The 21,501-nt window shown below is 63.7% G+C and carries 21 protein-coding genes and 1 tRNA gene; 18 read left to right on the plus strand and 4 right to left on the minus strand.

What is annotated here, in order from left to right; all coding sequences use genetic code 11:
* Positions 1 to 8: 8 nt before the first annotated feature.
* A tRNA-Pro gene (locus AACV02_RS25105) sits at positions 9 to 85 on the plus strand.
* Between the two features lie 79 nt (positions 86 to 164).
* Here AACV02_RS25105 and AACV02_RS25110 read toward each other — a convergent pair.
* Positions 165 to 791, minus strand: coding sequence for a CatB-related O-acetyltransferase (locus tag AACV02_RS25110; RefSeq protein ID WP_119742676.1), 627 nt, complete (start codon positions 789 to 791; stop codon positions 165 to 167).
* Between the two features lie 179 nt (positions 792 to 970).
* Between AACV02_RS25110 and AACV02_RS25115 the strand changes: the two genes are divergently transcribed.
* The 6 genes from AACV02_RS25115 (at position 971) to fecE (ending at position 7,625) form a co-directional block, all read left to right on the plus strand.
* Complete coding sequence (locus AACV02_RS25115; protein ID WP_177413711.1) at positions 971 to 1,114, plus strand: hypothetical protein; 144 nt, start codon at positions 971 to 973, stop codon at positions 1,112 to 1,114.
* A gap of 96 nt (positions 1,115 to 1,210) precedes the next feature.
* Complete coding sequence (locus AACV02_RS25120; RefSeq protein WP_119742678.1) at positions 1,211 to 3,616, plus strand: TonB-dependent receptor; 2,406 nt, start codon at positions 1,211 to 1,213, stop codon at positions 3,614 to 3,616.
* 341 nt (positions 3,617 to 3,957) lie between these two features.
* Positions 3,958 to 4,872 (plus strand): Fe(3+) dicitrate ABC transporter substrate-binding protein FecB, encoded by a 915-nt coding sequence (locus AACV02_RS25125; protein WP_372239742.1) that lies wholly within the window; start codon positions 3,958 to 3,960, stop codon positions 4,870 to 4,872.
* Positions 4,873 to 4,874: 2 nt separating this feature from the next.
* Positions 4,875 to 5,864 (plus strand): iron-dicitrate ABC transporter permease FecC, encoded by a 990-nt coding sequence (gene fecC / locus AACV02_RS25130; protein ID WP_106580543.1) that lies wholly within the window; start codon positions 4,875 to 4,877, stop codon positions 5,862 to 5,864.
* Positions 5,861 to 6,829: a FecCD family ABC transporter permease gene (locus AACV02_RS25135; protein ID WP_106580544.1), complete on the plus strand. Its 969-nt coding sequence runs from the start codon at positions 5,861 to 5,863 to the stop codon at positions 6,827 to 6,829. Before fecC ends, AACV02_RS25135 begins: the two co-directional genes overlap by 4 nt.
* Positions 6,830 to 6,833: 4 nt before the next feature.
* On the plus strand, positions 6,834 to 7,625 hold the full coding sequence (gene fecE, locus AACV02_RS25140) for a Fe(3+) dicitrate ABC transporter ATP-binding protein FecE (protein ID WP_119742682.1): 792 nt from the start codon (positions 6,834 to 6,836) through the stop codon (positions 7,623 to 7,625).
* 429 nt (positions 7,626 to 8,054) lie between these two features.
* On the opposite strand, the gene AACV02_RS25145 is transcribed toward fecE, so the two are convergent.
* From AACV02_RS25145 to AACV02_RS25155, 3 genes are read right to left on the minus strand one after another with little or no spacing between them, the layout of a single operon-like run.
* Positions 8,055 to 8,987, minus strand: coding sequence for a sulfonate ABC transporter substrate-binding protein (locus tag AACV02_RS25145; protein ID WP_119742684.1), 933 nt, complete (start codon positions 8,985 to 8,987; stop codon positions 8,055 to 8,057).
* Complete coding sequence (locus AACV02_RS25150; protein WP_119742686.1) at positions 8,984 to 10,315, minus strand: LLM class flavin-dependent oxidoreductase; 1,332 nt, start codon at positions 10,313 to 10,315, stop codon at positions 8,984 to 8,986. The genes AACV02_RS25145 and AACV02_RS25150 overlap by 4 nt, the downstream gene beginning before the upstream one ends.
* 2 nt (positions 10,316 to 10,317) lie before the next feature.
* Entirely contained in the window at positions 10,318 to 12,510 is a 2,193-nt protein-coding gene (locus AACV02_RS25155) for a TonB-dependent receptor (RefSeq protein ID WP_119742688.1), read from the minus strand.
* Between the two features lie 205 nt (positions 12,511 to 12,715).
* Here AACV02_RS25155 and AACV02_RS25160 point away from each other — a divergent pair, with 205 nt between their 5' ends.
* From AACV02_RS25160 to AACV02_RS25210, 11 genes are all read left to right on the plus strand, one after another.
* Positions 12,716 to 13,756, plus strand: coding sequence for a LacI family DNA-binding transcriptional regulator (locus tag AACV02_RS25160; protein WP_119742690.1), 1,041 nt, complete (start codon positions 12,716 to 12,718; stop codon positions 13,754 to 13,756).
* 263 nt (positions 13,757 to 14,019) lie between these two features.
* Positions 14,020 to 15,717, plus strand: a complete 1,698-nt coding sequence (gspE, locus tag AACV02_RS25165; protein ID WP_119742692.1) for a type II secretion system ATPase GspE — start codon at positions 14,020 to 14,022, stop codon at positions 15,715 to 15,717.
* Positions 15,714 to 16,910, plus strand: coding sequence for a type II secretion system inner membrane protein GspF (gspF, locus tag AACV02_RS25170; protein ID WP_119742694.1), 1,197 nt, complete (start codon positions 15,714 to 15,716; stop codon positions 16,908 to 16,910). Before gspE ends, gspF begins: the two co-directional genes overlap by 4 nt.
* A gap of 20 nt (positions 16,911 to 16,930) precedes the next feature.
* Positions 16,931 to 17,356 carry a type II secretion system major pseudopilin GspG gene (gene gspG, locus AACV02_RS25175; RefSeq protein WP_119742696.1) on the plus strand — a complete coding sequence of 142 codons (426 nt, stop codon included), beginning with the start codon at positions 16,931 to 16,933 and terminating at the stop codon, positions 17,354 to 17,356.
* 7 nt (positions 17,357 to 17,363) lie between these two features.
* The gene (locus AACV02_RS25180; RefSeq protein ID WP_106580553.1) at positions 17,364 to 17,789 is read left to right on the plus strand and encodes a prepilin-type N-terminal cleavage/methylation domain-containing protein; all 426 of its coding nucleotides are present in this window, start codon (positions 17,364 to 17,366) and stop codon (positions 17,787 to 17,789) included.
* Entirely contained in the window at positions 17,786 to 18,118 is a 333-nt protein-coding gene (locus tag AACV02_RS25185; RefSeq protein ID WP_119742698.1) for a type II secretion system protein, read from the plus strand. The genes AACV02_RS25180 and AACV02_RS25185 overlap by 4 nt, the downstream gene beginning before the upstream one ends.
* Positions 18,115 to 18,723, plus strand: a complete 609-nt coding sequence (locus AACV02_RS25190) for a prepilin-type N-terminal cleavage/methylation domain-containing protein (protein WP_119742700.1) — start codon at positions 18,115 to 18,117, stop codon at positions 18,721 to 18,723. Before AACV02_RS25185 ends, AACV02_RS25190 begins: the two co-directional genes overlap by 4 nt.
* A complete protein-coding gene (locus AACV02_RS25195) occupies positions 18,720 to 19,421 on the plus strand; it encodes a general secretion pathway protein GspK (RefSeq protein ID WP_106580556.1) in 702 nt (233 codons plus the stop codon). The genes AACV02_RS25190 and AACV02_RS25195 overlap by 4 nt, the downstream gene beginning before the upstream one ends.
* Complete coding sequence (locus tag AACV02_RS25200; RefSeq protein ID WP_119742702.1) at positions 19,418 to 20,410, plus strand: type II secretion system protein GspL; 993 nt, start codon at positions 19,418 to 19,420, stop codon at positions 20,408 to 20,410. The genes AACV02_RS25195 and AACV02_RS25200 overlap by 4 nt, the downstream gene beginning before the upstream one ends.
* A complete protein-coding gene (gene gspM / locus AACV02_RS25205; RefSeq protein ID WP_106580558.1) occupies positions 20,385 to 20,984 on the plus strand; it encodes a type II secretion system protein GspM in 600 nt (199 codons plus the stop codon). Before AACV02_RS25200 ends, gspM begins: the two co-directional genes overlap by 26 nt.
* Positions 20,981 to 21,499 (plus strand): general secretion pathway protein GspN, encoded by a 519-nt coding sequence (locus tag AACV02_RS25210; RefSeq protein ID WP_119742704.1) that lies wholly within the window; start codon positions 20,981 to 20,983, stop codon positions 21,497 to 21,499. The genes gspM and AACV02_RS25210 overlap by 4 nt, the downstream gene beginning before the upstream one ends.
* Positions 21,500 to 21,501: the final 2 nt, after the last annotated feature.

Here is a 21,501-nt window from a genome sequence, read left to right on the forward strand (position 1 = left end):
CGCCTAGTCGGGGCGTAGCGCAGTCCGGTAGCGCACTAGCATGGGGTGCTAGGGGTCGAGTGTTCGAATCACTCCGTCCCGACCATATTCTTGATCAAGCCCAACCTGAAAAGGTTGGGCTTTTTCATGCGCGCTAGTTTTGCGTGGCTGCCTGTCGGCACGCGTCAGGCGTCGGTGGCGCGCTGCTTGAGGTAATCCACAAACGGGTCGATATCCGTGCTGCAGAGCAAATGAGCGATCGCCCGCACCTCGGTTTCCGGCCATTCCCACCAGGCGGACTGTTCGAGGATCTGGCGGGTGGGCTCATCGAAGCGCCAGCGGATATGTTTGGCGGGGTTGCCGCCCACGATGGCGTAAGGGGCAACGTCCTTGGTCACAATCGAGCCCGCCGCGACGACCGCGCCATTGCCGATGGTGACGCCGGACAGAATCTTCGCGTGCGAGCTGATCCAGCAATCATTGCCAATGATCACGTCGCCCTTGCTGCCACCAAAATCAGTGATGTGCGCGAGGCTTTTAACCTTGGCCGGGAAGGGATAGCAGCTGAGCCAATCAGTGCGATGGTGGCCGCCGAGATACACTTCGACGTTGCCGGCAATGGACGTGTAGGCGCCTACGCGCAAGGTCGTACCTTCATGCCAGTCGTGAACCTTCAGGTCTCCGTAGGTGCCGATGCCAAAGCTGTAGTCGGGGTAACGGTTGCGCAGTTTTTGCGTCGAACGCTCCAGGGGGGAGAGCGCGCGTAATGCCTTGCGCGCTTGGTGTTCGCGCCATTTACGCAATAGTTTCATGCGTCGAGCCTTCTTGCAGAGGTTGAAATCAGGCCGCCATCCTGAGCAATGGGTGGCTTCTATGCAAGACGAAAATACCCAGGGTATTTGCCGGGATAACCCTGACACGTAAGCGCTTAACCGCCAGGCACCGCCAACAGCGACAGTCCCATCACTGCGCCACGGGCGACGTGGATGTCGTGCTGATACTGAATGTCGCCAGCCTGCAGAAATACCAGGCGCTGGCCCGCCGGATCTTCGCCGAGCACCCCAACCTGAAGTGGTTCAAGGCTCTGATGACGCTGGACCGGGTCAAGCTGGGGCCGGAGGTACCGGTCAGTTGAGCGCTTTACTGCCTGAAAAAAATGGCCGAAGCCTGTCCCTTTTTTTCACCTCGCCTGTCATTCATGGCAAGTGAATCAAATCGAGAGCTTCCGCCAATGCCCGCCGTCCCACCTTTGCGCCTGCGCCCGTTATTGAACTTGAGCTTGATGCTGAGCCTCAGTGCCAGCCCATTATTCGTCCCGATCAGCTATGCCGAAGACAGCAGTGCTCGGCGCAGCTACCAGGTGCCGGCCGGCAGCCTGAGCGCAGCCTTGACCCGTTTTGCCGGGCTGTCGGGGGTCAATCTGTCGGTAGATCCTGCGTTGGTCAGCGGTCGCAGCAGCAGCGGCCTGGCCGGCGAATATGGCGTGGAGGAGGGCTTTGCTTACTTGTTGCAAGGCTCCGGCCTGCAGTTGCAACCGATGGGTGAGCAGGCATACAGGCTGGTGCCGGCGCCCGACGGCAGCAGCCTGCAATTGGCGCCGACTTCAATCATCGGCAGCACCGGGCAGGAGGGCGGCGATACCTACGCCGGCGGCCAAGTGGCGCGTCGTGGCTCGCAGGGCTTGCTCGGTTCGCGGGACTTCATGGAAACGCCGTTCAGCATGACCACCTACACCGAGGAAGCGGTGAAGAACCAGCAGGCCCGCACCCTCGGCGACCTGATCGCCAGCGACCCTTCAGTGCGCGCCACCAACCCGGCCGGTGGACGCTATGAGCAGTTCACCATTCGCGGATTCAGTCTGTTCAACAGTGATGTGGCCTACAACGGCCTGTACGGCGTGTTGCCGACGTACACCATCGACATGGAAATGGCCGAGCGCGTCGATATCCTCAAGGGCCCGAGCCAGTTGATCAACGGCATCTCACCGCGCGGCAGCGTCGGCGGCGGAATCAACGTGGTGCCCAAGCGCGCCACCGACAAAGACATCAATTCGTTCACCGGCACCTGGGCCTCCGACAGCCAGGCCGGCGGCGCGGTGGACGTGGGCCGGCGCTTTGGTGAGGACAACAAATTCGGCATCCGTTTCAACGGCGTGAAGCAGTCCGGCGACACCGAATGGGACCACCAGAGCGTCGACCGTGAGATGGCCGTTCTGGGCCTGGATTTTCGTGGTGAACGCCTGCGCCTTTCTACCGACATCGGTCACACCGAGCGTGACACCGATGCCCCGCAGGAGCGTGTGCAGATCGGCCCCAATGCCCGCGTGCCGAGTGCCAGCGATGTGCGCCGCAACTACGCGCAACCCTGGAGCAAGGCCAGCACCGATGACACGTTCGGTACCGTCAACGGCGAGTTCGACCTCACTGATAGCGTGATGCTCTACGGCGGTGTCGGCGCGCGTAAAAGTAATCACGATTTCCTGCGCCACGCCGTGTCCGTCACCAACAATGCCGGGGATTTCAGCGTGCAGCCGCGTGACTTTACCCGCGACGAAAACGTGCGCACCGCCACGGCGGGCATGCGCAGCTGGTTCCACACCGGCCCCGTCAGCCATGAGCTCAACCTGGCTGCCAGCTACTTCTATATGGACTTTGAAAACGGCGGGGCGCGCTACGCGGCGGCGCCAAGTAACCTCTATGATCCGGTGCAAACCCCGACCCCCTCGCGGCCGACGCGCTTTGATTCCAAGGTCTACACAGAGAATAAGTTCAGCGGTGTCGCGCTGTCCGACACCCTGGGTTTCTTCGACGACCGATTGCTGCTGACCCTTGGCGCGCGCTGGCAGCGGGTGAAGGTGGACGACTGGACCGACAACGTCAAAGGTGACACCGCCTATGACGAGGAAAAAATTTCGCCGTCGGGTGGCATCCTCTTCAAGGCCACCGACACGTTGTCGCTGTATGCCAACTACATGGAAGGCCTGAGCCAAGGCAAAATCGCACCTTCTACCTCGATCAACGAAGACGAAATCTTCCCGCCGTTTATCAGCCGGCAGGTCGAAGTCGGTGCCAAATACGACGCGGGCGCCTTTGCTGTTACCGCCGCCGTATTCCGCATCAAGCAGCCAGCCTATGAAACCAACGCGACCACGCGGGTGTTCGGCCCCAACGGCAAACGCCAGAACGACGGGGTGGAGCTGAGTGTGTTTGGCGAGCCGCTCAAGGGCTTTCGCCTGCTCGGTGGCGTGATGTACATCGACAGCGAGCTGACCCATACCACCAACGGTGCGTACGACGGCAACCGCGCACCGGCCACGCCCAAGTACAACGTGAACCTGGGGGCGGAATGGGATGTGCCGACGCTCGAGGGTTTGACCCTGACCAGCCGGGGCATTTATTCCAGCTCGCAGTACCTGGATCAGTCCAATGTGAAAGAAATTGACGCCTGGAACCGTATCGACGTCGGTGCGCGTTATGCCTTCAAGGTGGATGACAAACACATCACCTTGCGCGCCAATATCGAAAACGTCGCCGATAAACGCTACTGGAGCTCGGCCGGGGCCTCGGATGACAGCGAACCGGGATTGACCCTGTCGACGCCGCGCACGTACTTGCTCTCGGCCACCGTCGACTTCTGACTGCGCAACTTGAAGGCAAGCGGGCTTGATGTGGCGAGGGGGCTTGCCCCGCGTTGGGCTGCGAAGCGGCCCCAAAACCTGCCAATGCGTTCTGACTGAAAAAATTGCGGTGACTGTATAGGGGCTGCTGCGCAGGCCGACGCGGGGCAAGCCCGCTCGCCACACCGGTCACCGCTCGCCACAGCCGCCCAACTGCCCACAGGATGTGTACAGCGCCTGTAAATGAAAAAGCGTTAATAAGAATGTTTTTTGATTGCATCGCCCTGATATGGAATAGTACCCGCCGTTTTCCCCAGCCTGTCCAGCCGGGGTGTTCCAACGCCGAGGTCCCTGTCATGCGAATGTTGCGCTCCATCCCGACCCTTGCCGCCTGCCTCCTGGCGTTCTCATCCAGTGTGTTAAGCGCCGCGCCCATCGACCTCAATGATGGCCAGCACGCAGTGCACTTGCCGGATGCGCCCAAGCGCGTGGTGGTGCTGGAGTTTTCCTTTCTCGACAGCCTCGCCGCCGTTGACGTTACGCCCGTAGGCGCTGCCGATGATGGCGACGCCAACCGAGTGTTGCCGCGCGTGCGCCAGGCCATCGGCCAATGGACATCCGTGGGCCTGCGCTCGCAGCCGAGCATCGAGGAAATCGCCCGGCTCAAGCCGGACCTGATCGTCGCCGATCTCAATCGTCACCAGGCGCTGTACAGCGACCTGTCGAGCATCGCGCCAACCTTGCTGTTGCCTTCGCGCGGTGAGGATTACGAGGGCAGCCTCAAATCCGCCGAGCTGATCGGCAAGGCCCTGGGCAAAAGCCCGCAGATGGAGGCGCGTATCGCGCAGAACCGCGAGCATTTGCAGGCAATTGCCAAGCAGATACCCACCGGTGCCAGCGTGCTGTTTGGCGTCGCCCGGGAAGACAGCTTTTCCGTGCACGGCCCGGACTCCTACGCCGGCAGCGTGCTGCAGGCCATCGGCCTGAAAGTCCCGTCGGTGCGCGCCAAAGCCGCCCCCACCGAGTTTGTCAGCCTGGAGCAATTGCTCGCGCTGGACCCGGGCTGGTTGCTGGTCGGCCACTACCGCCGCCCAAGCATCGTCGACACCTGGAGCAAGCAACCGCTGTGGCAAGTGCTCGGTGCGGTGCGTAACCACCATGTGGCCGAAGTCGACGGCGACAGCTGGGCGCGCAATCGCGGTGTGTTGGCCTCGGAGCAAATCGCCGAAGACGCCCTGGCAATTCTCAAAGGCGGCAAAGCCGTACTGAGCCAATAAGCATGGGCCGAAGTCTCGCGGCAGCGAGTATCGTGCTGCTGGGCGCTTTAGTGTTCTGGCTCTCTTTGTACAGCTGGTCACCGTTCACCATCACGGCGGCGGATGCCTGGAATGGCTTGGTTCATCAGGGCAGCGTGGGCGGCAATATGGCCTATATCGTCGCCCAGTTGCGGGTGCCGCGAGCGGTATGCGCGGCATTGGTCGGGGCCTGCCTGGGCCTGGCCGGTGCGCTGATGCAGGGCATTACCCGCAACCGTCTGGCATCGCCGTCGCTGTTTGGCGTAACGGCGGGTGCCGCGCTCGGATTGGCATTGTTCTCGACCGGCTTGGTCGCGCCACCCTTTGCCGGCGGCGCATTGTTGATGACCTGCGTGGGCGGCGCATTGGCCTGGGTCACCGTATTCAGTCTGGGCGGTGCGTGGTCGCCAACCACTGCTCAAGGTCGGCTGGTATTGGCCGGCGTGGCCGTGGCGGCGCTGTGCGCAGCATTGACCCGGCTCACGGTGATTCTGGTCGAGGCTCAGGCACAGAGCGTGCTGAACTGGCTGGCCGGTTCCCTGGCCAACGTCGGCGCGGCACAGGTGCAATTACTCTGGCCTTGCACCTTGATCGGCGGCCTGTGGGCGCTGTGGTGCGCGCCGCGCCTGAACCTGATCAACCTGGGCGAAGACGCTGCACGCTCGCTGGGCGTGGGCATCGCCAGCCTGCGTCTGCAGGTATTTTTCGCCAGCCTGTTGCTGGTGGGGGCCAGCGTCTGCGCCGTCGGCCCCATCGGTTTTGTCGGGCTGATCGCGCCGAATATCATTCGGCAATTTCTCGGCAATGACTACCGCTGGCTGATCCCGCTGAGTGCGGCCCTGGGCGCGGTGATCGTACTCGGCGCCGACCTGCTCAGCCGCGCCGTGGCCTTTCCGGTGGAGACCCCGGCGGGTGTGGTGACCGCGCTGATCGGTGCGCCGTTCTTCCTCTTTCTTGCCAGGCGCGCGCTATGAGCCAACCCCGATTGCGCCTATGGCTGCTGCTCGGCATGTTGCTGGTGGCGACCGGTGTCAGCCTCAGTGCCGGCACGGTGTGGCTCACGCCGGAAACGGTGCTGGACCGCCTGTTGGCCCACAACGCCCTCGACTTCGAAGTGTGGAACCATCGCCTGCCACGCAGCCTGATCGCCATCCTCGCCGGCTGCGCGTTCGGCCTGGCCGGGGCGATCGTCCAGGGTGTGATTCGCAACCCGCTGGCCTCGCCGGAAATCCTCGGCGTCACTCAGGGCGCCGGGCTGGCGTTGACGGTGGCGATCATCGGCTGGCCGCACATGCCGATTGCCTGGCTGCCCCTGGTGGCCTGCCTCGGCGGTGCCGGAGGCGCCTTGCTGCTCGCGCTGTACAACACCGGCGTGAGTTTTTCCGGGGTGCGTTTCGCGCTGTCGGGCGTGGCGATTGCGGTCACTTTGTCCAGCGTGACCGAGTTTCTGATCCTCTCCCATCCGCTGGATATCAACACCGCCTTGCTCGCATTGACCGGCAGTCTGTGGAGCCGCAACTGGCACCACGTGGCGCTGGTGCTGCCGTTTCTGCTGCTGATTCCGTTGGGCCTGTGCCTGGCCAAACCGCTGAACCTGATCGCCCTGGGTGACGAAGCCGCCCACAGCCTGGGCACCGCACTGACCCGCACGCGTTGGCTGGCGATGGCGTGCGCGGTGGTCCTGACCAGCCTGGGCGTGGGGGTGATCGGGCCGATTGGGTTTATCGGCCTGGTCGCGCCGCACATGGCGCGGCGGCTGGTCGGCGGGCATCACCTGTATGTGCTGCCGGCGGCGATGCTGATCGGCGCGCTGTTGCTGGTGCTGGCCGACACCCTCGGGCGCACATTGATCGCGCCCAGCGAAATCCCTGCGGGGGTTCTGACGGCGGTGATCGGCGCGCCGTACTTTCTTTGGTTGCTGGCACGGTTCAAGGGCTGATGACATGAGCATTTTAAAAGCACATCAACTCGACATCGGCTACGGCGCCACGCGCATCGTGCAGGGGTTGTCGTTCGCGCCGCCACCGGGGCGCGTCACTGCGTTGATCGGGCCCAATGGCTGCGGCAAGTCCACCTTGCTCAAGGCCTTCGCGCGCATCCTCAAGCCAACCCAGGGCGAGTTGACGTTGGGGGATGACGCCTACGCCAGCCTGTCCGCCCGCCAACTGGCACAACAGATCGCATTTTTGCCCCAGGTGTTGCCGGTGCCGGAGGGCGTCAGCGTGCGCCAACTGATCGCTTACGGCCGCAGCCCGCACAACTCGCTGTGGGGGCGCCTGAGCGGCAACGACCAGGCCCACGTGACACAAGCCATGCAGCGCCTGGAACTCGACGCCCTGGCCGACCGCGCCTTGGCGGACTTGTCCGGAGGCCAGCGCCAACGCGCGTGGCTGGCCATGGTGCTGGCGCAGAACGCACCGGTGGTGCTGCTCGACGAACCCACCACCTACCTCGACATCAGTCACCAGGTCGAACTGCTCGACCTGATGGGCGAACTGGCCGCCGAAGGCAAGACCGTAATCACCGTGCTCCACGACATTAACCAGGCCTGCCGCTATGCCGACCACCTGGCGGTGATGCACGGCGGCAAACTGGTCGCGCACGGCGCGCCCGCCGAAGTCATCAGCGCCGAACTGATGCGTCAAGTATTCGATGTGCAGGTGCAGATCATGCGCGAGCCGGTGGCCGGCACACCGATGTGCCTCGTGGAAAAAAGCACCCGAAATCAAGCCTGACGTCATTCAAAGTGTGGGAGCTGGCGTGCCTGCGAAAGCGGTGGGTCAGTGCTAAGTAGGTTGGCTGATCCACCGCTATCGCACACAAGCCAGCTCCCAAAGGTTGACCGTGTTTAGCCTGCTACTGACCGCCGTGCCCTGGATGACTTAATGTGAAATGCAGTCAAAAACTGTGGGAGCTGGCGTGCCTGCGAAAGCGGTGGGTCAGTGCTAAGTAGGTTGGCTGATCCACCGCTATCGCAGGCAAGCCAGCTCCCACAGGTTGACCGTGTTTAGCCTGCTACTGACCGCCGTGCCCGGATAACTTGATGTGACATGCAGTCAAAAACTGTGGGAGCGGGCTTGCTCGCGAATGCGGTGGGTCAGTCACCTGATGTGTTGGCTGACACGCGCTGTTCGCGAGCAATCCCGCTCCCGCACGGCTGGGCCTCAGTTGGCTTGAACGCTCCACACGGCTTTCTTCACTTCAATGGCCTTGGGCAACAAACGGTTCTGATAAAACAGATCCGCCGTCGCCTGCTGTGCCTGCACAATCGTCTCGTCAATCGGCAGGATCGGCGAAGGCGGGCGGTTATCCATATAGCGGGCAATCACCTCGGCAGGCAGGCCCATAAAGGCGGTCAGCACCTTCAAGCTGTCTTCACGCTGGCTGCGGGTGAGCGCTTCAGCGGCACTGAGTTCACCCAGCAGCGCATGGATAAACGCGCCGTTCGCCTGCGCATACTCACGCCGCGCGGTGTACATCGGCCCCGACAAACCCAGGCCCTCGCCGTTGGCCAGCAGATGGCTCGGGCTCTGGCTCAACGCCAATGACGAATAGGGTTCCCAGATCGCCCAGGCGTCCACGCTACCTTGCTCGAACGCGGCGCGGGCGTCGGCCGGGGGCAAGTACACCGGTTGAATATCCTGATAGCGCAGGCCGGCTTTATTCAAGGCGCGCAGGATCAGGTTGTGGGCGCTGGAGCCCTTCTGGAACGCCACTTTCTTGCCCTTGAGGTCGGCAACCGAGTGCAGCGGGCTGTCGTTGCGCACCAGGATTGTTTCGGCGGTTGGCTTGGGCGGTTCGGCGCCGATGTAGACCAGGTCGGCACCGGCCGCTTGTGCGAACAGCGGCGGGATATCGCCGGTAGAGCCTACATCCAGTGCGCCCACGTTCAGCGCTTCGAGCATCTGAGGGCCGGCGGGGAATTCGACCCATTTCACCGCGGTGTGCGCAAAGCGTTTTTCCAGCAAACCATGTTCCTTGGCGAGCACCAGGGCGATAGAGCCTTTCTGATAGCCGATGCGCAGGGTGGCGGGGTCGGCCGCCAGCGCGGTGTGGGTGACGGCCAGCAGAGTCAGCAACAGCAAAGGGATTTTCATGCCTGAGCCGCCTTGAAACGATTCTCCGGGCGGACTAAACCGAGGTGTTCCCTGAGTGTGCTGCCGGTGTATTCGGTCCGGAACAGGCCGCGCCGCTGCAGCTCGGGCACCACCCATTGGGCAAAATCCTCAAGCCCTCCCGGCAAATGCGGCACCAGGATATTGAAACCGTCGGCCGCACCGTTTTCGAACCAGCGTTGCAGCTCATCGGCAATCTGCAGCGGCGTGCCGATCAGGCTGTAATGCCCGCGACCACCGGCAATCCGCCGGCCCAGTTGTGCCAGCGTCAGTTGCTCCTGGCTCGCCAGGTCACTGAGCAATTGCTGGCGGCTGCGTTGCCCACTGTCGGTCAATGGCAGCGACGGCAACGGCCCGTCCAACGGGTATTTGGACAGGTCGAAATTACCCAGCATCCGCCCCAGCAAGGCCACGCCCACCTCGGGCTCGACCAACGCCTGGAACGCCTCGAATTTCGCCTGTGCCTCAGCCTCGGTTGGCCCCACCACCACAAACACGCCGGGCATGATTTTCAGCGCGTCGGCCTCACGCCCATAGCCGCCCAGGCGCCCTTTGAGGTCGGCATAAAACGCCTGCGCATTGGCCAGCGACGTTTGCGCGGTGAACACCACCTCGGCGGTCTGCGCGGCCAGCTCCCGGCCGGCTTCGGAAGAACCCGCCTGCACGACCACCGGCTGGCCCTGCGGAGAGCGGGCCACGTTCAACGGACCCTTGACCCGGAAATGCTCGCCGACGTGGTCCAGCACATGCAATTTCGCCGGGTCATAGTAGTGGCCGCTGGCCTTGTTGCGCACAAAAGCGTCGTCTTCCCAGCTGTCCCACAGCCCGGTCACTACCTGATGAAATTCCCGCGCCCGGCTGTAACGCTCGCGATGGCCCAGGTGTTCGTCCCGGCCAAAATTCTGCGCCTCGGCGGCATTGTCCGAGGTCACCAGGTTCCAGCCCGCGCGCCCGCCGGACAGGTGATCCAGCGAGGCGAATTTGCGGGCCACGTGGTAGGGCTCGTTGTAGCTGGTGGTCGCCGTGGCGATCAGACCGATATGCGCCGTTACCGCACTCAACGCCGAGAGCAACGTCAGCGGCTCGAAGTGATCCGAACGCGCCATCTGGCTGGCGATCTCACCCGTGGCGGCGGCAATGCTGTCGGCCACGAACAGCGCGTCGAACTTGGCCGCCTCGGCGATCTGCGCCAGGCGTTTGTACTGGGCGAAATCCAGCCCGGCGTTGGCCGGCACGTCCGGGTGGCGCCAGGCGGCGACATGGTGCCCGGTGGCCATGAGAAAGGCGCCGAGTTTCAATTGACGGCTCATGCTTAAAAATCCTTACGCAGTTGCACGCCGAAGTAACGTTCATCGTCACGGGGCACGGCGCGGTAGATGTAGTTGCCGCCGCTGGCCAGCAGCGGTGAATAAGACTTGTCGGCGAGGTTCTTCGCCAGCAGCGCCACGCGCCAGCCATTGCTGTAATCGGCCAGGGCCACGCTGGCGTTCCAGATGCCATAGGCGCCTTGTTTGGTGTCGACGTTCTGGCTGATGTCGTACTGCACTTCGCTCTGCCAGCTGTAGTCGGTGCCCAGCTCGACGTCCAGGCCGTTCTCCAGCGGGATGCTGTAGTCGGCGCGCACGTAGCTTTTCCAGTCCGGGCTGAACGGCAGCGGTTTGCCATTCACGTTGCACGTTGCCGCCGCACCGGCGGGGCAGGCGAATTCGTCAATACGCGCACGGGTGTAAGCCAGGGCCCCGGACAGCTTGAGTTGATGGGTGGCCTGCAAGGCGTAATCGAGTTCGACACCTTCAGTGCTGACGCTGCCGGCGTTGATCAGGCGCGTCACGACTTGGCCTGCGACCGTGTCGAAAAAGTTGGCCTGGTAGTTGTCGTAGTCGCTGTGGAAGACCGCAAGGTTGGTGGTCAGGCGATTGTTCCAGCTGGTGGCCTTGATCCCGGCTTCCCAGGTGTTGGAGGTTTCCGGCTTGAGCGCATCGGTGTCGCGCGGCTGCATATTGAAAAACACGTTGTACGCCGGGCCTTTGTAGCCACGTGAGTAGGTCAGGTAGCTGGTGATGCTGTCGCTGATGTCGTATTGCACGCCCAGCCGCCCGGACCAGCCGTCCTCGTCTACCGAACCGGCACTGCGGGTGGAAGGTTGAATGCCACTCACCGTGGTGGCGGAGGTGGAAACGCGGCGGTGATCGTATTTCAGGTCGTCGTGGGTATACCGCAGGCCGGCGATGCCGCGAAAGCGTGAGGTGAAATTCAGCGTGGTTTCACCGAATGCCGCGTAGCTGTCGCTGGTGGTGCTGTAGTCGGCAATCCCGCGGTCGGTGCGCGTCGGGGTGGTCAGCGTGCGCTGGTAGGTCTCTTCGTCCTTGCCATGCATGTAGAACAGGCCACCGACGTACTCCAGGAATTCACCCTTGGGCGAGGCCAGGCGCAGTTCCTGGGAGTACTGGTCGAAGGCCAACTCGCCCTTGTCGGCGGTGCCGGGGAAGGCGGCGGTTACGGTGCTTAGGCGGTCGCCATCCTGGTATTGGGTGTTGTCCCAGCCGCGCCAGGCGGTGATCGAGGTCAGGGTGTAGTCGCCCAGGTTCCAGTCCAGCTGCGCCGATAACCCTTTATTGGTGTCTTCGACATGGCTGCGCGTGTCGGTGTTGATATTGCGGTTGTCGCTGGACGCACGCACCGGGCTCAACGCATTGGCAAACGCGGGTGTCAGCGACTTGCTCACCACGCCGTTCGGGCCGTCATCGTGGGCCTGCATATAGTCGGCGATCAAGGTCAGTTTCACCTCATCACTGGGGGTGAATTCCAGCTTGCCGCGAATACCTTTGTGGTTGTAGCCGTTGACCTCCTGGCCGTTATTTTTGTTATCCACATTACCGTCGTAACTGCCGAACAGCGTGCTGATCGAGCCCTTGAGCACGTCCGGCACCAGGCTGCCGCCAATACCGAAACGCGTGCGGCTTTCATTGCCGCTGTAATACGACTGGTCGATATAGCCGTGGGTCTCGGCGGTGGGGGCCTTGCTGGTGATGTTCAGTACACCGGCCGAGGCGTTCTTGCCGAACAGGGTGCCTTGCGGGCCGCGCAGCACTTCGATGCGCTCAAGGTCCAGCAGGTCGAGGGTGGCCTGGCCCGGACGCGCATAGACCACACCGTCGATCACGGTGGCCACGGTCGGTTCAACGCCTGGGGAGGTGGAAATGGTGCCCACGCCGCGCACGAACAACGAGGTGTCCTTGTTCGACGCGCCGGTGCGAAAGTTCAGTGACGGCACTTGATGCACGATGCTCGCCACGCCGTTGCGGTTGTCGCGCTCCAGTTGTTCGCCATCGAGCACCGAAACCGCCACCGGGACTTTTTGCAGCGACTCTTCACGCCGCGTCGCGGTGACCGTGACGGATTTGAGCGTGGGCTCCTGCGTATCGGCAGCAAATACGCCCGGCGCGGGGAGGGCGGTCAGCCCTGCGAGAAACAATAAATGAGTGTGACGTGGAAAGTTGTGCATGCTGTGCCCGCTCGAAAAATGCCCTGAACCGCTGCGGTTCTGCGACCGTCAGCGCCTGTGTCGTGTCTTGGGCATTCGCTCGAGCGAGTAGCAGACAAAGCGCTTTGTTAGCGCTAACATCGGCATTATTGGTAGGTCTGGTTTAGAGCGTCAAATACTAAAAAATTAGTCCTATATGCCTTTTTGTGTTTAACAGGATTGCCTCTTGAGCGAAGAAAAACCGCGCAAACGCCGTGGCGCCGGGCGCGTCACTCTTAATACCGTGGCGCGCCAGGCCGGGGTGTCGGCGATCACCGTGTCGCGCTATTTCAATCAGCCAGAGCAGGTCTCGCCAGAGCGCCGGGAGCGCATCGCAGCGGTGGTGGCCGAGTTGGGTTATGTGCCCAATCTGGTGGCCGGCGGGTTGGCCTCGGCGCGCGGCCGCATCGTGGCCATGGTGATTCCCAACATCTCCGGGCCGATCTTCGCCAACACCATTCAGGGCTTCAGTGACACGCTGAGCCGCCATGGTTATCAGCTGCTATTGGCGTCCAGTTACTTCAGCGCCGACCAGGAAGAAAGCGCGGTGCGCGCGTTTCTCGGGTGGTCGCCGGCGGCGTTGGTGCTGACCAGTCGTTTCCACAGCGCGGGCACTGAAAAGATGATCGCTGAGGCAGACATTCCGGTGGTGGAAACCTGGGATTACGTGCCCGCGCGCGACCCCTTGCAGATTGGCTTCTCCCATTACGAGGTGGGCGTCCGCGCTGCGCGCTACCTGCATGTCAAAGGGTATCGGCGTATCGCCTTCGTGCAGAACAGTGCGCCCGGCGACTTCAGCGCGCTGGAGCGGCGCGACGGTTATGCCGCCACTGTCACCGAACTGGGTATGCAGCCTTGGGTGTATGCCCCGGAGGCGGACCTGGCGCCTTTCGAAGCCGGCAAGCAGGCAATGCAGGTGCTGATGAGCCACGCCACGCCGCCGGATGCGATTTTCTTCGCCAACGACAACCTCGCCGCCGGTGGTTTGCTGGCGGGCCAGCGTGCCGGGTTAAACATCCCGCAAGACTGCGCCGTGCTCGGTTTTGGTGATTACCCCTTTGCCGAAATGCTTTTGCCGAGTCTGAGCACGATAAAACCGCCGGCTTTGGAAATCGGAATATTAGCCGCCACGCGGGTACTTGAAAGTTTGGGTGTTCTACCGGTGGAGGATGAAGTTGTGCGATTGAATCTTCTGGAGTGTCGCTTGATTGAACGTGAGAGCACTTGAATAACTAGCGAAGTGGCTAATTGCAACTAGCCCAATTCTGTTGATTCACTTAAAGGCTCTAAATCAAGGGCTGTACCGGAAATCCGGGACAGCTAATGCGTATTCTTTTCAGTTTGTTTCCAGCCATCAGGAACTAGATTTACAACTTTCAGTCGATTAACCCGGTTAACCCCGACTGCGGCGTGGCGAACTAATGGCACTTCTCCGGTATTGGCCAGTAGTTCCAAATAGCCATACTTTCTCGCAACTAGACACCCCACACTATGTCGTCAATGCCCACCGATGCCTGCACTCTGCAGATCCCGCACACCGACCACGTGTGCGCGTGGCTGATGCGGCACGCCGGGCTGAAAACGGTCGACCTGGAGCGCGCCCGGCGTCTGTCTACGGACGCCGGCGACCTGCTCGGGCTGCTCGCGCGTCTGGGGCTGGTTTCCGAAATCGAACTGGCCCGCGCCTGGGCGGACCTGCTTGGCGCGCCGCTGTTGCTGGCCGATGCCGCGCCGCCGCTGCTCGACCCGTTGCCCGCCCTCACTGAACGCTTTATGCGCCACTACCAAGTGGTGCCCATGGGCTGGGCGCAAGGTGGCCTGCGCGTATTGGCGGCCAACCCGGCGCACCTCTATCCCTTTCAAGCCCTGGCCTACGCCTGCCAGGTGCCGGTGTGGCTGGCCATCGGCCCGCGCACTGAAGTCGACACGCTGATCGAGCGTTACTACGGCCAGGGCCGCTCCGCCATGGGCACCCTGATCGAAAACCTCGATGAGCAGGGCGGGGCGCTGGAAGATATCGAACACCTCAAGGACATGGCCTCCGAAGCGCCGGTGATTCGCCTGGTCAACCTGATCCTGCAGCGTGCGGTGGAACAGCGCGCGTCGGATATCCACATCGAACCCTTCGAAAACCAGCTCAAGGTGCGTTACCGCATCGACGGTGTACTGCACGATGCCGAAGCGCCACCCGCCAGTTCATCGGCGGCGGTGATCTCACGGGTCAAGATCATGGCGCGCCTGGACATCGCCGAACGGCGCCTGCCCCAGGACGGGCGGATCATGCTGCGCGTCCAGGGCAAGGCGCTGGACCTGCGCGTGTCCACGGTGCCCACCAGCTTCGGCGAATCGGTGGTGATGCGCCTGCTCGACCGGCAAACCGTGCAGTTCGACTTCCAAAGCCTGGGCTTTGACGGCCAGCGCCTGGCGGCGTTTCTCGACCTGCTCGAACGTCCTCACGGCATCCTGCTGGTCACCGGGCCCACCGGCTCGGGCAAAACCACCACGCTCTACACCGCGTTGTCGCGGCTCAACACCGCTGAACGCAAGATCATCACCGTCGAAGACCCGGTGGAATACCAGCTCGAAGGCATCAATCAGATCCAGGTCAAACCCGCCATTGGCCTGGACTTCGCCGGCGCGCTGCGCTCCATCGTGCGCCAGGACCCGGACGTGATCATGGTCGGCGAAATCCGCGACCTGGAGACCTGTCGCATCGCCATCCAGTCCTCGCTCACCGGTCACCTTGTGCTCTCCACCCTGCACACCAACAGCGCCGCCGCGAGCATCACGCGCTTGCTGGACATGGGCGTGGAAAGCTACCTGATCGCCTCGACGGTCAGCGGCATTCTCGCCCAGCGCCTGGTAAGGCGCCTGGACCCGGCGACCCGCCTGGCATTTGAAGCCACGCCGGAACTGATCGAAGAACATGGCCTGGATCGCTTGACCGACCAGCGCCCGATCTTGCTCTACAAGGGCAGCTATCGCGGTCGCAGTGCAATCACCGAATTGCTGGTGATGAACGACGAACTGCGCAGCCTGTTGATGCGCCACGCCGACGCCGCCACGCTGGAGCAGGCTGCGCGCCGCGCCGGTCTGCGCACCTTGCATGAAGAAGGCCTGCGCCAGGCGCTGGCGGGCGTCACCTCGCTGGAAGAAGTGCTGCGCGTCACCCGTGGAGAGGGCGCGTGAGCCTGTTCAGGTTTCGCGCGCTGGACAGCCAGGGCGTGGCCCACAACGGCACGCTGCAAGCCCAGGACCAGGCGGCGGCCATCGCCGTCCTGCACAAACGCGGTTTACTGCTGTTGCACATCGAAGTGGCCGGCAGCCCGCTGCTGCGCACTGCGCGCGGGCCGTTGAAGGGCGCAGCCCTGGTGAGCTTTACCCAGCAACTGGCCACGTTGCTCGGCGCCGGCCAGCCGCTTGAGCGTTCGCTGGGCCTGCTGCTCAGGCAACCCGGCCAACCCCAGGTGCGGGCGCTGATCGAGCGTATCCGCGACCACGTCAAGGCGGGCAAGCCGTTATCCGCCGCACTGGAGGAGGAGGGCGACACGTTCTCGGCGCTGTACTTGAGCATGGTGCGCGCCGGTGAGGCCGGTGGCGCGCTGGAAAGCACCTTGCACCAGTTGGGCGACTATCTGGAACGCAGCCAATTGCTGCGCGGCGACGTCATCAATGCGCTGATCTACCCGGCGTTCCTGGTGGTCGGTGTAGTGGGTTCGCTGGCGCTGTTGCTGGCGTACGTGGTGCCGCAATTCGTGCCGATTTTCCAGGACCTGGGCGTGCCGATTCCGCTGATCACCGAGGTCATTCTTGCGCTTGGCCAGTTCCTCGGCGCTTATGGCTTGTGGGTTCTGGGCGCGCTGGTTGCGGCCATCTGGATCGTGGCGGCACGCCTGCGTGATCCGCTGCGCAGGCAGCGCTATGACCGCCGCCTGCTCGGCATTCGTGTGATCGGCCCGCTGCTGCAACGCGTCGAAGCAGCCCGACTGACGCGCACCCTCGGCACCCTGCTCAGCAACGGCGTGGCCTTGCTGCAGGCACTCGTCATTGCCCGCCAAGTCTGCACCAACCGGGCGCTGCAAGCCCAAGTGGCGGAGGCGGCGGAATCGGTAAAAGGCGGCGGCACCCTCGCCAGCGCCTTCGGCGCGCAACCGCTGCTGCCAGACCTGGCCCTGCAAATGATTGAAGTCGGCGAACAGGCCGGTGAACTGGACAGCATGCTGCTCAAGGTCGCCGAGGTGTTCGACGTCGAAGCCAAACGCGGCATCGACCGCCTGCTCGCCGCGCTGGTGCCGTCGCTGACCGTGGTCATGGCCGTGCTGGTGGCGGTGATCATGCTGGCGATCATGCTGCCGCTGATGAGCCTGACCAGCAATATATGAACCTTCAAGGAGCCACTCCCATGCGACACCTTCAACTCAGATCGACACGCCGCCAAAGCGGTTTCACCCTGCTCGAAATGCTCGCGGTGATCGTGTTGCTGGGCATTGTCGCAACCATTGTGGTGCGCCAGGTCGGCGGCAACGTGGACAAGGGCAAGTACGGCGCAGGCAAGGCGCAACTGGCCGGCCTGAGCATGAAAATCGACAGCTATGCCCTCGACGTCGGCGCACCGCCCAACAGCCTGCAACAGCTGGTGGACAAGCCCGCCAACGCAGCCAGCTGGGCCGGCCCCTACGCCAAGCCATCCGACCTCAAAGACCCGTTCGGCCATGCCTTCGGCTATCGCTACCCGGGCGAGCACGGCGCCTTCGACCTGGTTTTCTACGGTCAGGACGGCCAGCCGGGCGGCGATGGCTACAGCGCCGACCTGGGCAACTGGGAATAACCTCGCCATGGCCCAGCGCGGCTTTACCCTGCTGGAAATGCTGGTGGTCATCCTGTTGATCGGCCTCGCCGCCGGGTTGTTGGGGTTGGGCGTGCGCCAGGGTTTGCAGGCGGCGCAAGAGCGCCGTGTGGTCGGGCAGATGGTTGATGCACTGCGCACCACGCGGGCCGGGGCGGTTGTCAGCGGCGCGGTGGCGCGCACTGAGTTCGATCTGCAAAAAATGACCTTCCAGGCACCGGGCCGCGCGCTGCAACGCTGGCCGGCTGAGTTGCACGTGAGCCTGCACACTGCCGAACAGGCGGGCTCGGCTGTCGAGTTTTACCCCGACGGCAGCTCAACCGGCGGCCACCTGTTGTTGGCCAATGGCAGCCGGCGCTGGCGCATCGACGTGGGCTGGCTGACCGGCAGCGTGCAGTCCAGGGCGCTGCCATGAAATACCAGACGGGCTTCACCTTGATTGAAATGCTCGCCGCGCTGACCTTGATGGCGGTGTGCGGCACAGTGTTGCTGGTCGCCTTTGGCCAAAGCGCGCGCTCGTTGTCGCAAGTCGCCCACAGCGACCGCCTCACCCATGCGGCGTTGACGGTGCTCGACCAGGAGGCGGCGGGGCCGCTGACTGAGGGGGTCAGTGAAGGTCACCTGCAGGGCATCCACTGGCAACTGACCCAGACCCGACAACAGCCCCACGTGTTTCGCCTCGACCTGACCGTGAGCGAAGGGCCGCATCAGGCTCGTTTCAGTACCTTGAAGGCGCGCCTGTGAAGCGCCGCGAGCAGGGCTTCACCTTGCTGGAAATCCTCGTGGTGCTGAGCCTGCTCGCGGTGTTGCTGGTGCTGGTGGGTGGCGCGTTGCTGGGCGCCAATCGTGCCGTGTCCAAGGCCCAGCGCTACACCACCAGCCTGGATGAGATGCGCGCCGCCCAGCAGTTTTTACGCACGGCGATCAGTGAAGCGCTGCCGCTGGACGTGACCGAAGATGACAGCCAGACCGATGGTTTTTTTGTCGGCATGCCCCAGCGATTGCAGTTTGTGGCGACGCTGCCGGGTGTGCTCGGCGGCGGCATTCAGCGGTTCACGCTGCAAGCACAAAAACAGGCGTTGCAGGTGTCGTTTTCTCAGCTCGAATCGCACACCAACGTCGCCCGCAGTGAGCCGCAAGTGCTGCTCAAGAACCTCCAGGACGTGCAGTTCAGTTACCGCGGCGTATCGCCTTTGGGCCAAGCCACCGGATGGGTCAGCCAATGGCCGTGGCCCAAGCGTTTGCCCGCTGCGGTGCGCATTGCCGCGCGCGTCGACGGCCCGCTGCCGTGGGTTACCCAGGTGATTGCCCTGCGTCTGAACCTCGCAAGCGGAGCGCTGGAGGAATGAGGCGCCAACGCGGCGCCGCGCTGTTGCTGGTGCTCTGGGCGCTGGCCTTGCTCAGCGTGCTGCTCGGCGGCCTGGCCGGTTGGGTACAGCTGCAAAGCCGCCAGGCCCTGTGGTTGCGCCAGCACACCCAGACCGTGCTGGCTGCCGAAGCCGGCATCGCCCTGGTCATGGCCGATCGACGCTGGATTGCCGACGGCCGTGACATCGCGCTGACCTTCGACGATGCCCAGTTGCACGTCAGCCTGCGCAGCGAGCGCGGCAAGCTTTACCTGATCAACGCCGAGGCCGATGACTTGATGCGCCTGGCCCTGGCCTGCGGCGCCACCCAGGCCCAGGCCGACCAATTGATCAAAGCTTTTGAGGCGCGCCGCAAGCACGGCCTGCCGCCGTTTCGGGTGCTGGAAGAAGTGCGCCAGCTGCCCGGCATGACACAAACCCTGTACAGCCAATTGCTGCCGCAAATCACCCTGTGGAGTGACCTGGATCGACCCGACCCGGCCTTCGCCAGCCCGCTGATGCGCAAGGCGCTGAACTTGCCGCGCCAGAACGCCGAAGGCGCCGACCCAGGTGTGGTGCTGGTGGTCGACAGCCACGCACAGCGTCCCGGCGGCTATCAGGCACGCCTGCAACTCACCGTTTTATTGAGCCCCTCGGAGGACAGCGCGCAACCCTACCGGGTGCTGCGTTGGCAAGAATGAATCGACTGGAACCCATCGCCCGGCACTGGCGTGGCAGCCTGCTGCAACAGGGCTGGCGCCTGTGGCTCGCGGAGTTGCGCGCCTGTGTACCGAAATGGCTGGCCCTGAGCGAGCCGCCTGAGCAGGTCTGCCACTGGCCACTGAGCGAACCGGTCGCACTCGGTAGCGCGCGCCAGGTGCTGATGCTCGCGCCCGATGCGGTGCTGCTGCAAACCGTGCAACTGCCGCTGGCCGCCGCGCGCAACCTGACCGCCGTGGTCGGGTACGAGCTGGATCGCTACACGCCCTTCGAGGCTGACCAGCTGTACTTTGTCGCGCGCCAGGATCAACGCACCGCCACGCACCTGCAAGTCACACTGGTGGCGATCCTGCGCGAACAGCTGGACCAGATCCTCACCGACTGCGCCGCCCTCGGCGTGCACCCTCATCGGGTGGACGTGAACCACCTGGGCATCGACTTGCTCCCGGCGCCGCTGCGACCGCGCCAACGCCACTCCGGCAAAGGCTTGCAACGCAGCCTGCCGTGGCTGTGTGGCGCCTTGCTGATTGCGGCGATGTGGCTGTGGCTCAACGACCGCCAGCGCGTGCTCGAAGCCATGCACGCCAGCGAGCAGCAGCAAAAAGCCCAGGTTGCCGAGGTGCACGCCCTGCGCCAGCAACTGCTCAATACCCGTGGCGCGGCGCAATACCTGACCCAGCGCAAACTGGCGCAGCCGCCCTTGGCCGCGTTGCTCAATGACCTCACCACCTGCCTGCCCGCCGACACCTGGCTCGACCAGTTGGACGTCAAGGACGGCGAGATTTCCATCTCCGGGCAAAGCGCCAAGGCCAGCGCGCTGATCACCCGCATCAAGGGTTGCCACAGCCTGGAAAACGCCCAGTTCGAAGGGGTGATTCAACCCGATGCGCGCACCGGCAAGGACCAGTTTGCCTTGCGTGCCCACCTACGCCAGGAGGCCGCCGATGCGCCGACCCCTCACACCCCGTGAACGTCGCGGCGCGGCCTTGTTATTGCTGGCCGTGGTCGTCGGCGCGGCCTACTGGCTGTTGATCGACAGTTGGTTCGCCGGCCCCTTGCGTGACATGGGCGAACAGGCCGAGCAGTTGCGCGAGCAGCAGCAACGCTACGCCGGCGTGGTGCGCCAGGGCGATGCGCTGCGCCAGCAACTTCAACAGGCCCGCCAGGACCCGGCGAGCAGCACCAGCCTGTTGCCGGGCGATGACCCCGACGTGGTGGCCGCCGACCTGATGCAGCGCCTTGCCGACCTGATCAACAGCCACGCCACGCTCGGCGGCGGCTGCAGCCTGACCCAACGCAAGCCCATCACCCCGGAGCAGGACGAGGGCGAGCCGTATCGCCAGGTCAAAGTCAGCCTGACCCTGAACTGCGCCATCGAGCCTTTGGAAGCCGTGCTGCATGAGCTGGAGTACCAGCCGCCGTTTTTGTTTGTGGATGAGCTGCGCATCCGCCGTGGCCAGCAGGCGCCCGCCACCGGTGGGGCGGGGAAACTGCTGGTGCAGCTGTTGGTGCGCGGCTATCTGCAACCGCAGGTGGCGCGATGATCGGCGCCCTGCGCCCCCTGGAGTGGGGCTTGCTCGGCTTGGCCGGGGTACTCGGCGTGCTGATGGCGGTCATCCTCAGCAGCATCGGCGATCAACCGCAGTGGCTGCCCGAACCCGTCGCGCGCGCGCACCCTGTGGTCAGTGCGCGCGTGGCGCCAAGCGTCACACTCGACAGCCTTGCCGCCACCTGGCAAACGCCGCTGTTCAGCCCTGATCGCAGCCCCGACAGCGTGGTGGGCAAAGCCCGGGTCTCGAGCCTGGCCAACCTGACCCTCAGCGGCGTCATGATCACCGGCAACCTGCAACTGGCGATGCTCAAGCAGGCCGACGGCCGTCCGCTGACCGTGCGCCTGGGCCAGACGCTGCCCAACGGCTGGCGCCTGGAACACCTGACGCCGCAATACGCCCGTTTTGCCCTGGATGGCCGTACGCAAACCTTGAACCTCTATGCCAAGCGCCTGCCGCCGCCGTCCCCCCGGCCCCCGATTACTCTTCCCCGCGAGCCCCTCCCTTGATC

This window comes from Pseudomonas sp. Larv2_ips (genome assembly GCF_963879675.1).
GTDB lineage: Bacteria > Pseudomonadota > Gammaproteobacteria > Pseudomonadales > Pseudomonadaceae > Aquipseudomonas.

Coding starts and splice junctions, on each gene's coding strand:
- AACV02_RS25195 (WP_106580556.1), top strand. CDS start 18,720: ATGAGGCGCCAACGCGGCGCCGCGCTGTTGCTGGTGCTCTGGGCGCTG.
- AACV02_RS25110 (WP_119742676.1), bottom strand. CDS start 791: ATGAAACTATTGCGTAAATGGCGCGAACACCAAGCGCGCAAGGCATTA.
- AACV02_RS25135 (WP_106580544.1), top strand. CDS start 5,861: ATGAGCCAACCCCGATTGCGCCTATGGCTGCTGCTCGGCATGTTGCTG.
- gspM (WP_106580558.1), top strand. CDS start 20,385: ATGCGCCGACCCCTCACACCCCGTGAACGTCGCGGCGCGGCCTTGTTA.
- AACV02_RS25200 (WP_119742702.1), top strand. CDS start 19,418: ATGAATCGACTGGAACCCATCGCCCGGCACTGGCGTGGCAGCCTGCTG.
- fecC (WP_106580543.1), top strand. CDS start 4,875: ATGGGCCGAAGTCTCGCGGCAGCGAGTATCGTGCTGCTGGGCGCTTTA.
- AACV02_RS25185 (WP_119742698.1), top strand. CDS start 17,786: ATGAAATACCAGACGGGCTTCACCTTGATTGAAATGCTCGCCGCGCTG.
- gspE (WP_119742692.1), top strand. CDS start 14,020: ATGTCGTCAATGCCCACCGATGCCTGCACTCTGCAGATCCCGCACACC.
- gspG (WP_119742696.1), top strand. CDS start 16,931: ATGCGACACCTTCAACTCAGATCGACACGCCGCCAAAGCGGTTTCACC.
- AACV02_RS25210 (WP_119742704.1), top strand. CDS start 20,981: ATGATCGGCGCCCTGCGCCCCCTGGAGTGGGGCTTGCTCGGCTTGGCC.
- fecE (WP_119742682.1), top strand. CDS start 6,834: ATGAGCATTTTAAAAGCACATCAACTCGACATCGGCTACGGCGCCACG.
- AACV02_RS25180 (WP_106580553.1), top strand. CDS start 17,364: ATGGCCCAGCGCGGCTTTACCCTGCTGGAAATGCTGGTGGTCATCCTG.
- AACV02_RS25120 (WP_119742678.1), top strand. CDS start 1,211: ATGCCCGCCGTCCCACCTTTGCGCCTGCGCCCGTTATTGAACTTGAGC.
- AACV02_RS25150 (WP_119742686.1), bottom strand. CDS start 10,315: ATGAGCCGTCAATTGAAACTCGGCGCCTTTCTCATGGCCACCGGGCAC.
- AACV02_RS25145 (WP_119742684.1), bottom strand. CDS start 8,987: ATGAAAATCCCTTTGCTGTTGCTGACTCTGCTGGCCGTCACCCACACC.
- AACV02_RS25155 (WP_119742688.1), bottom strand. CDS start 12,510: ATGCACAACTTTCCACGTCACACTCATTTATTGTTTCTCGCAGGGCTG.
- AACV02_RS25125 (WP_372239742.1), top strand. CDS start 3,958: ATGTTGCGCTCCATCCCGACCCTTGCCGCCTGCCTCCTGGCGTTCTCA.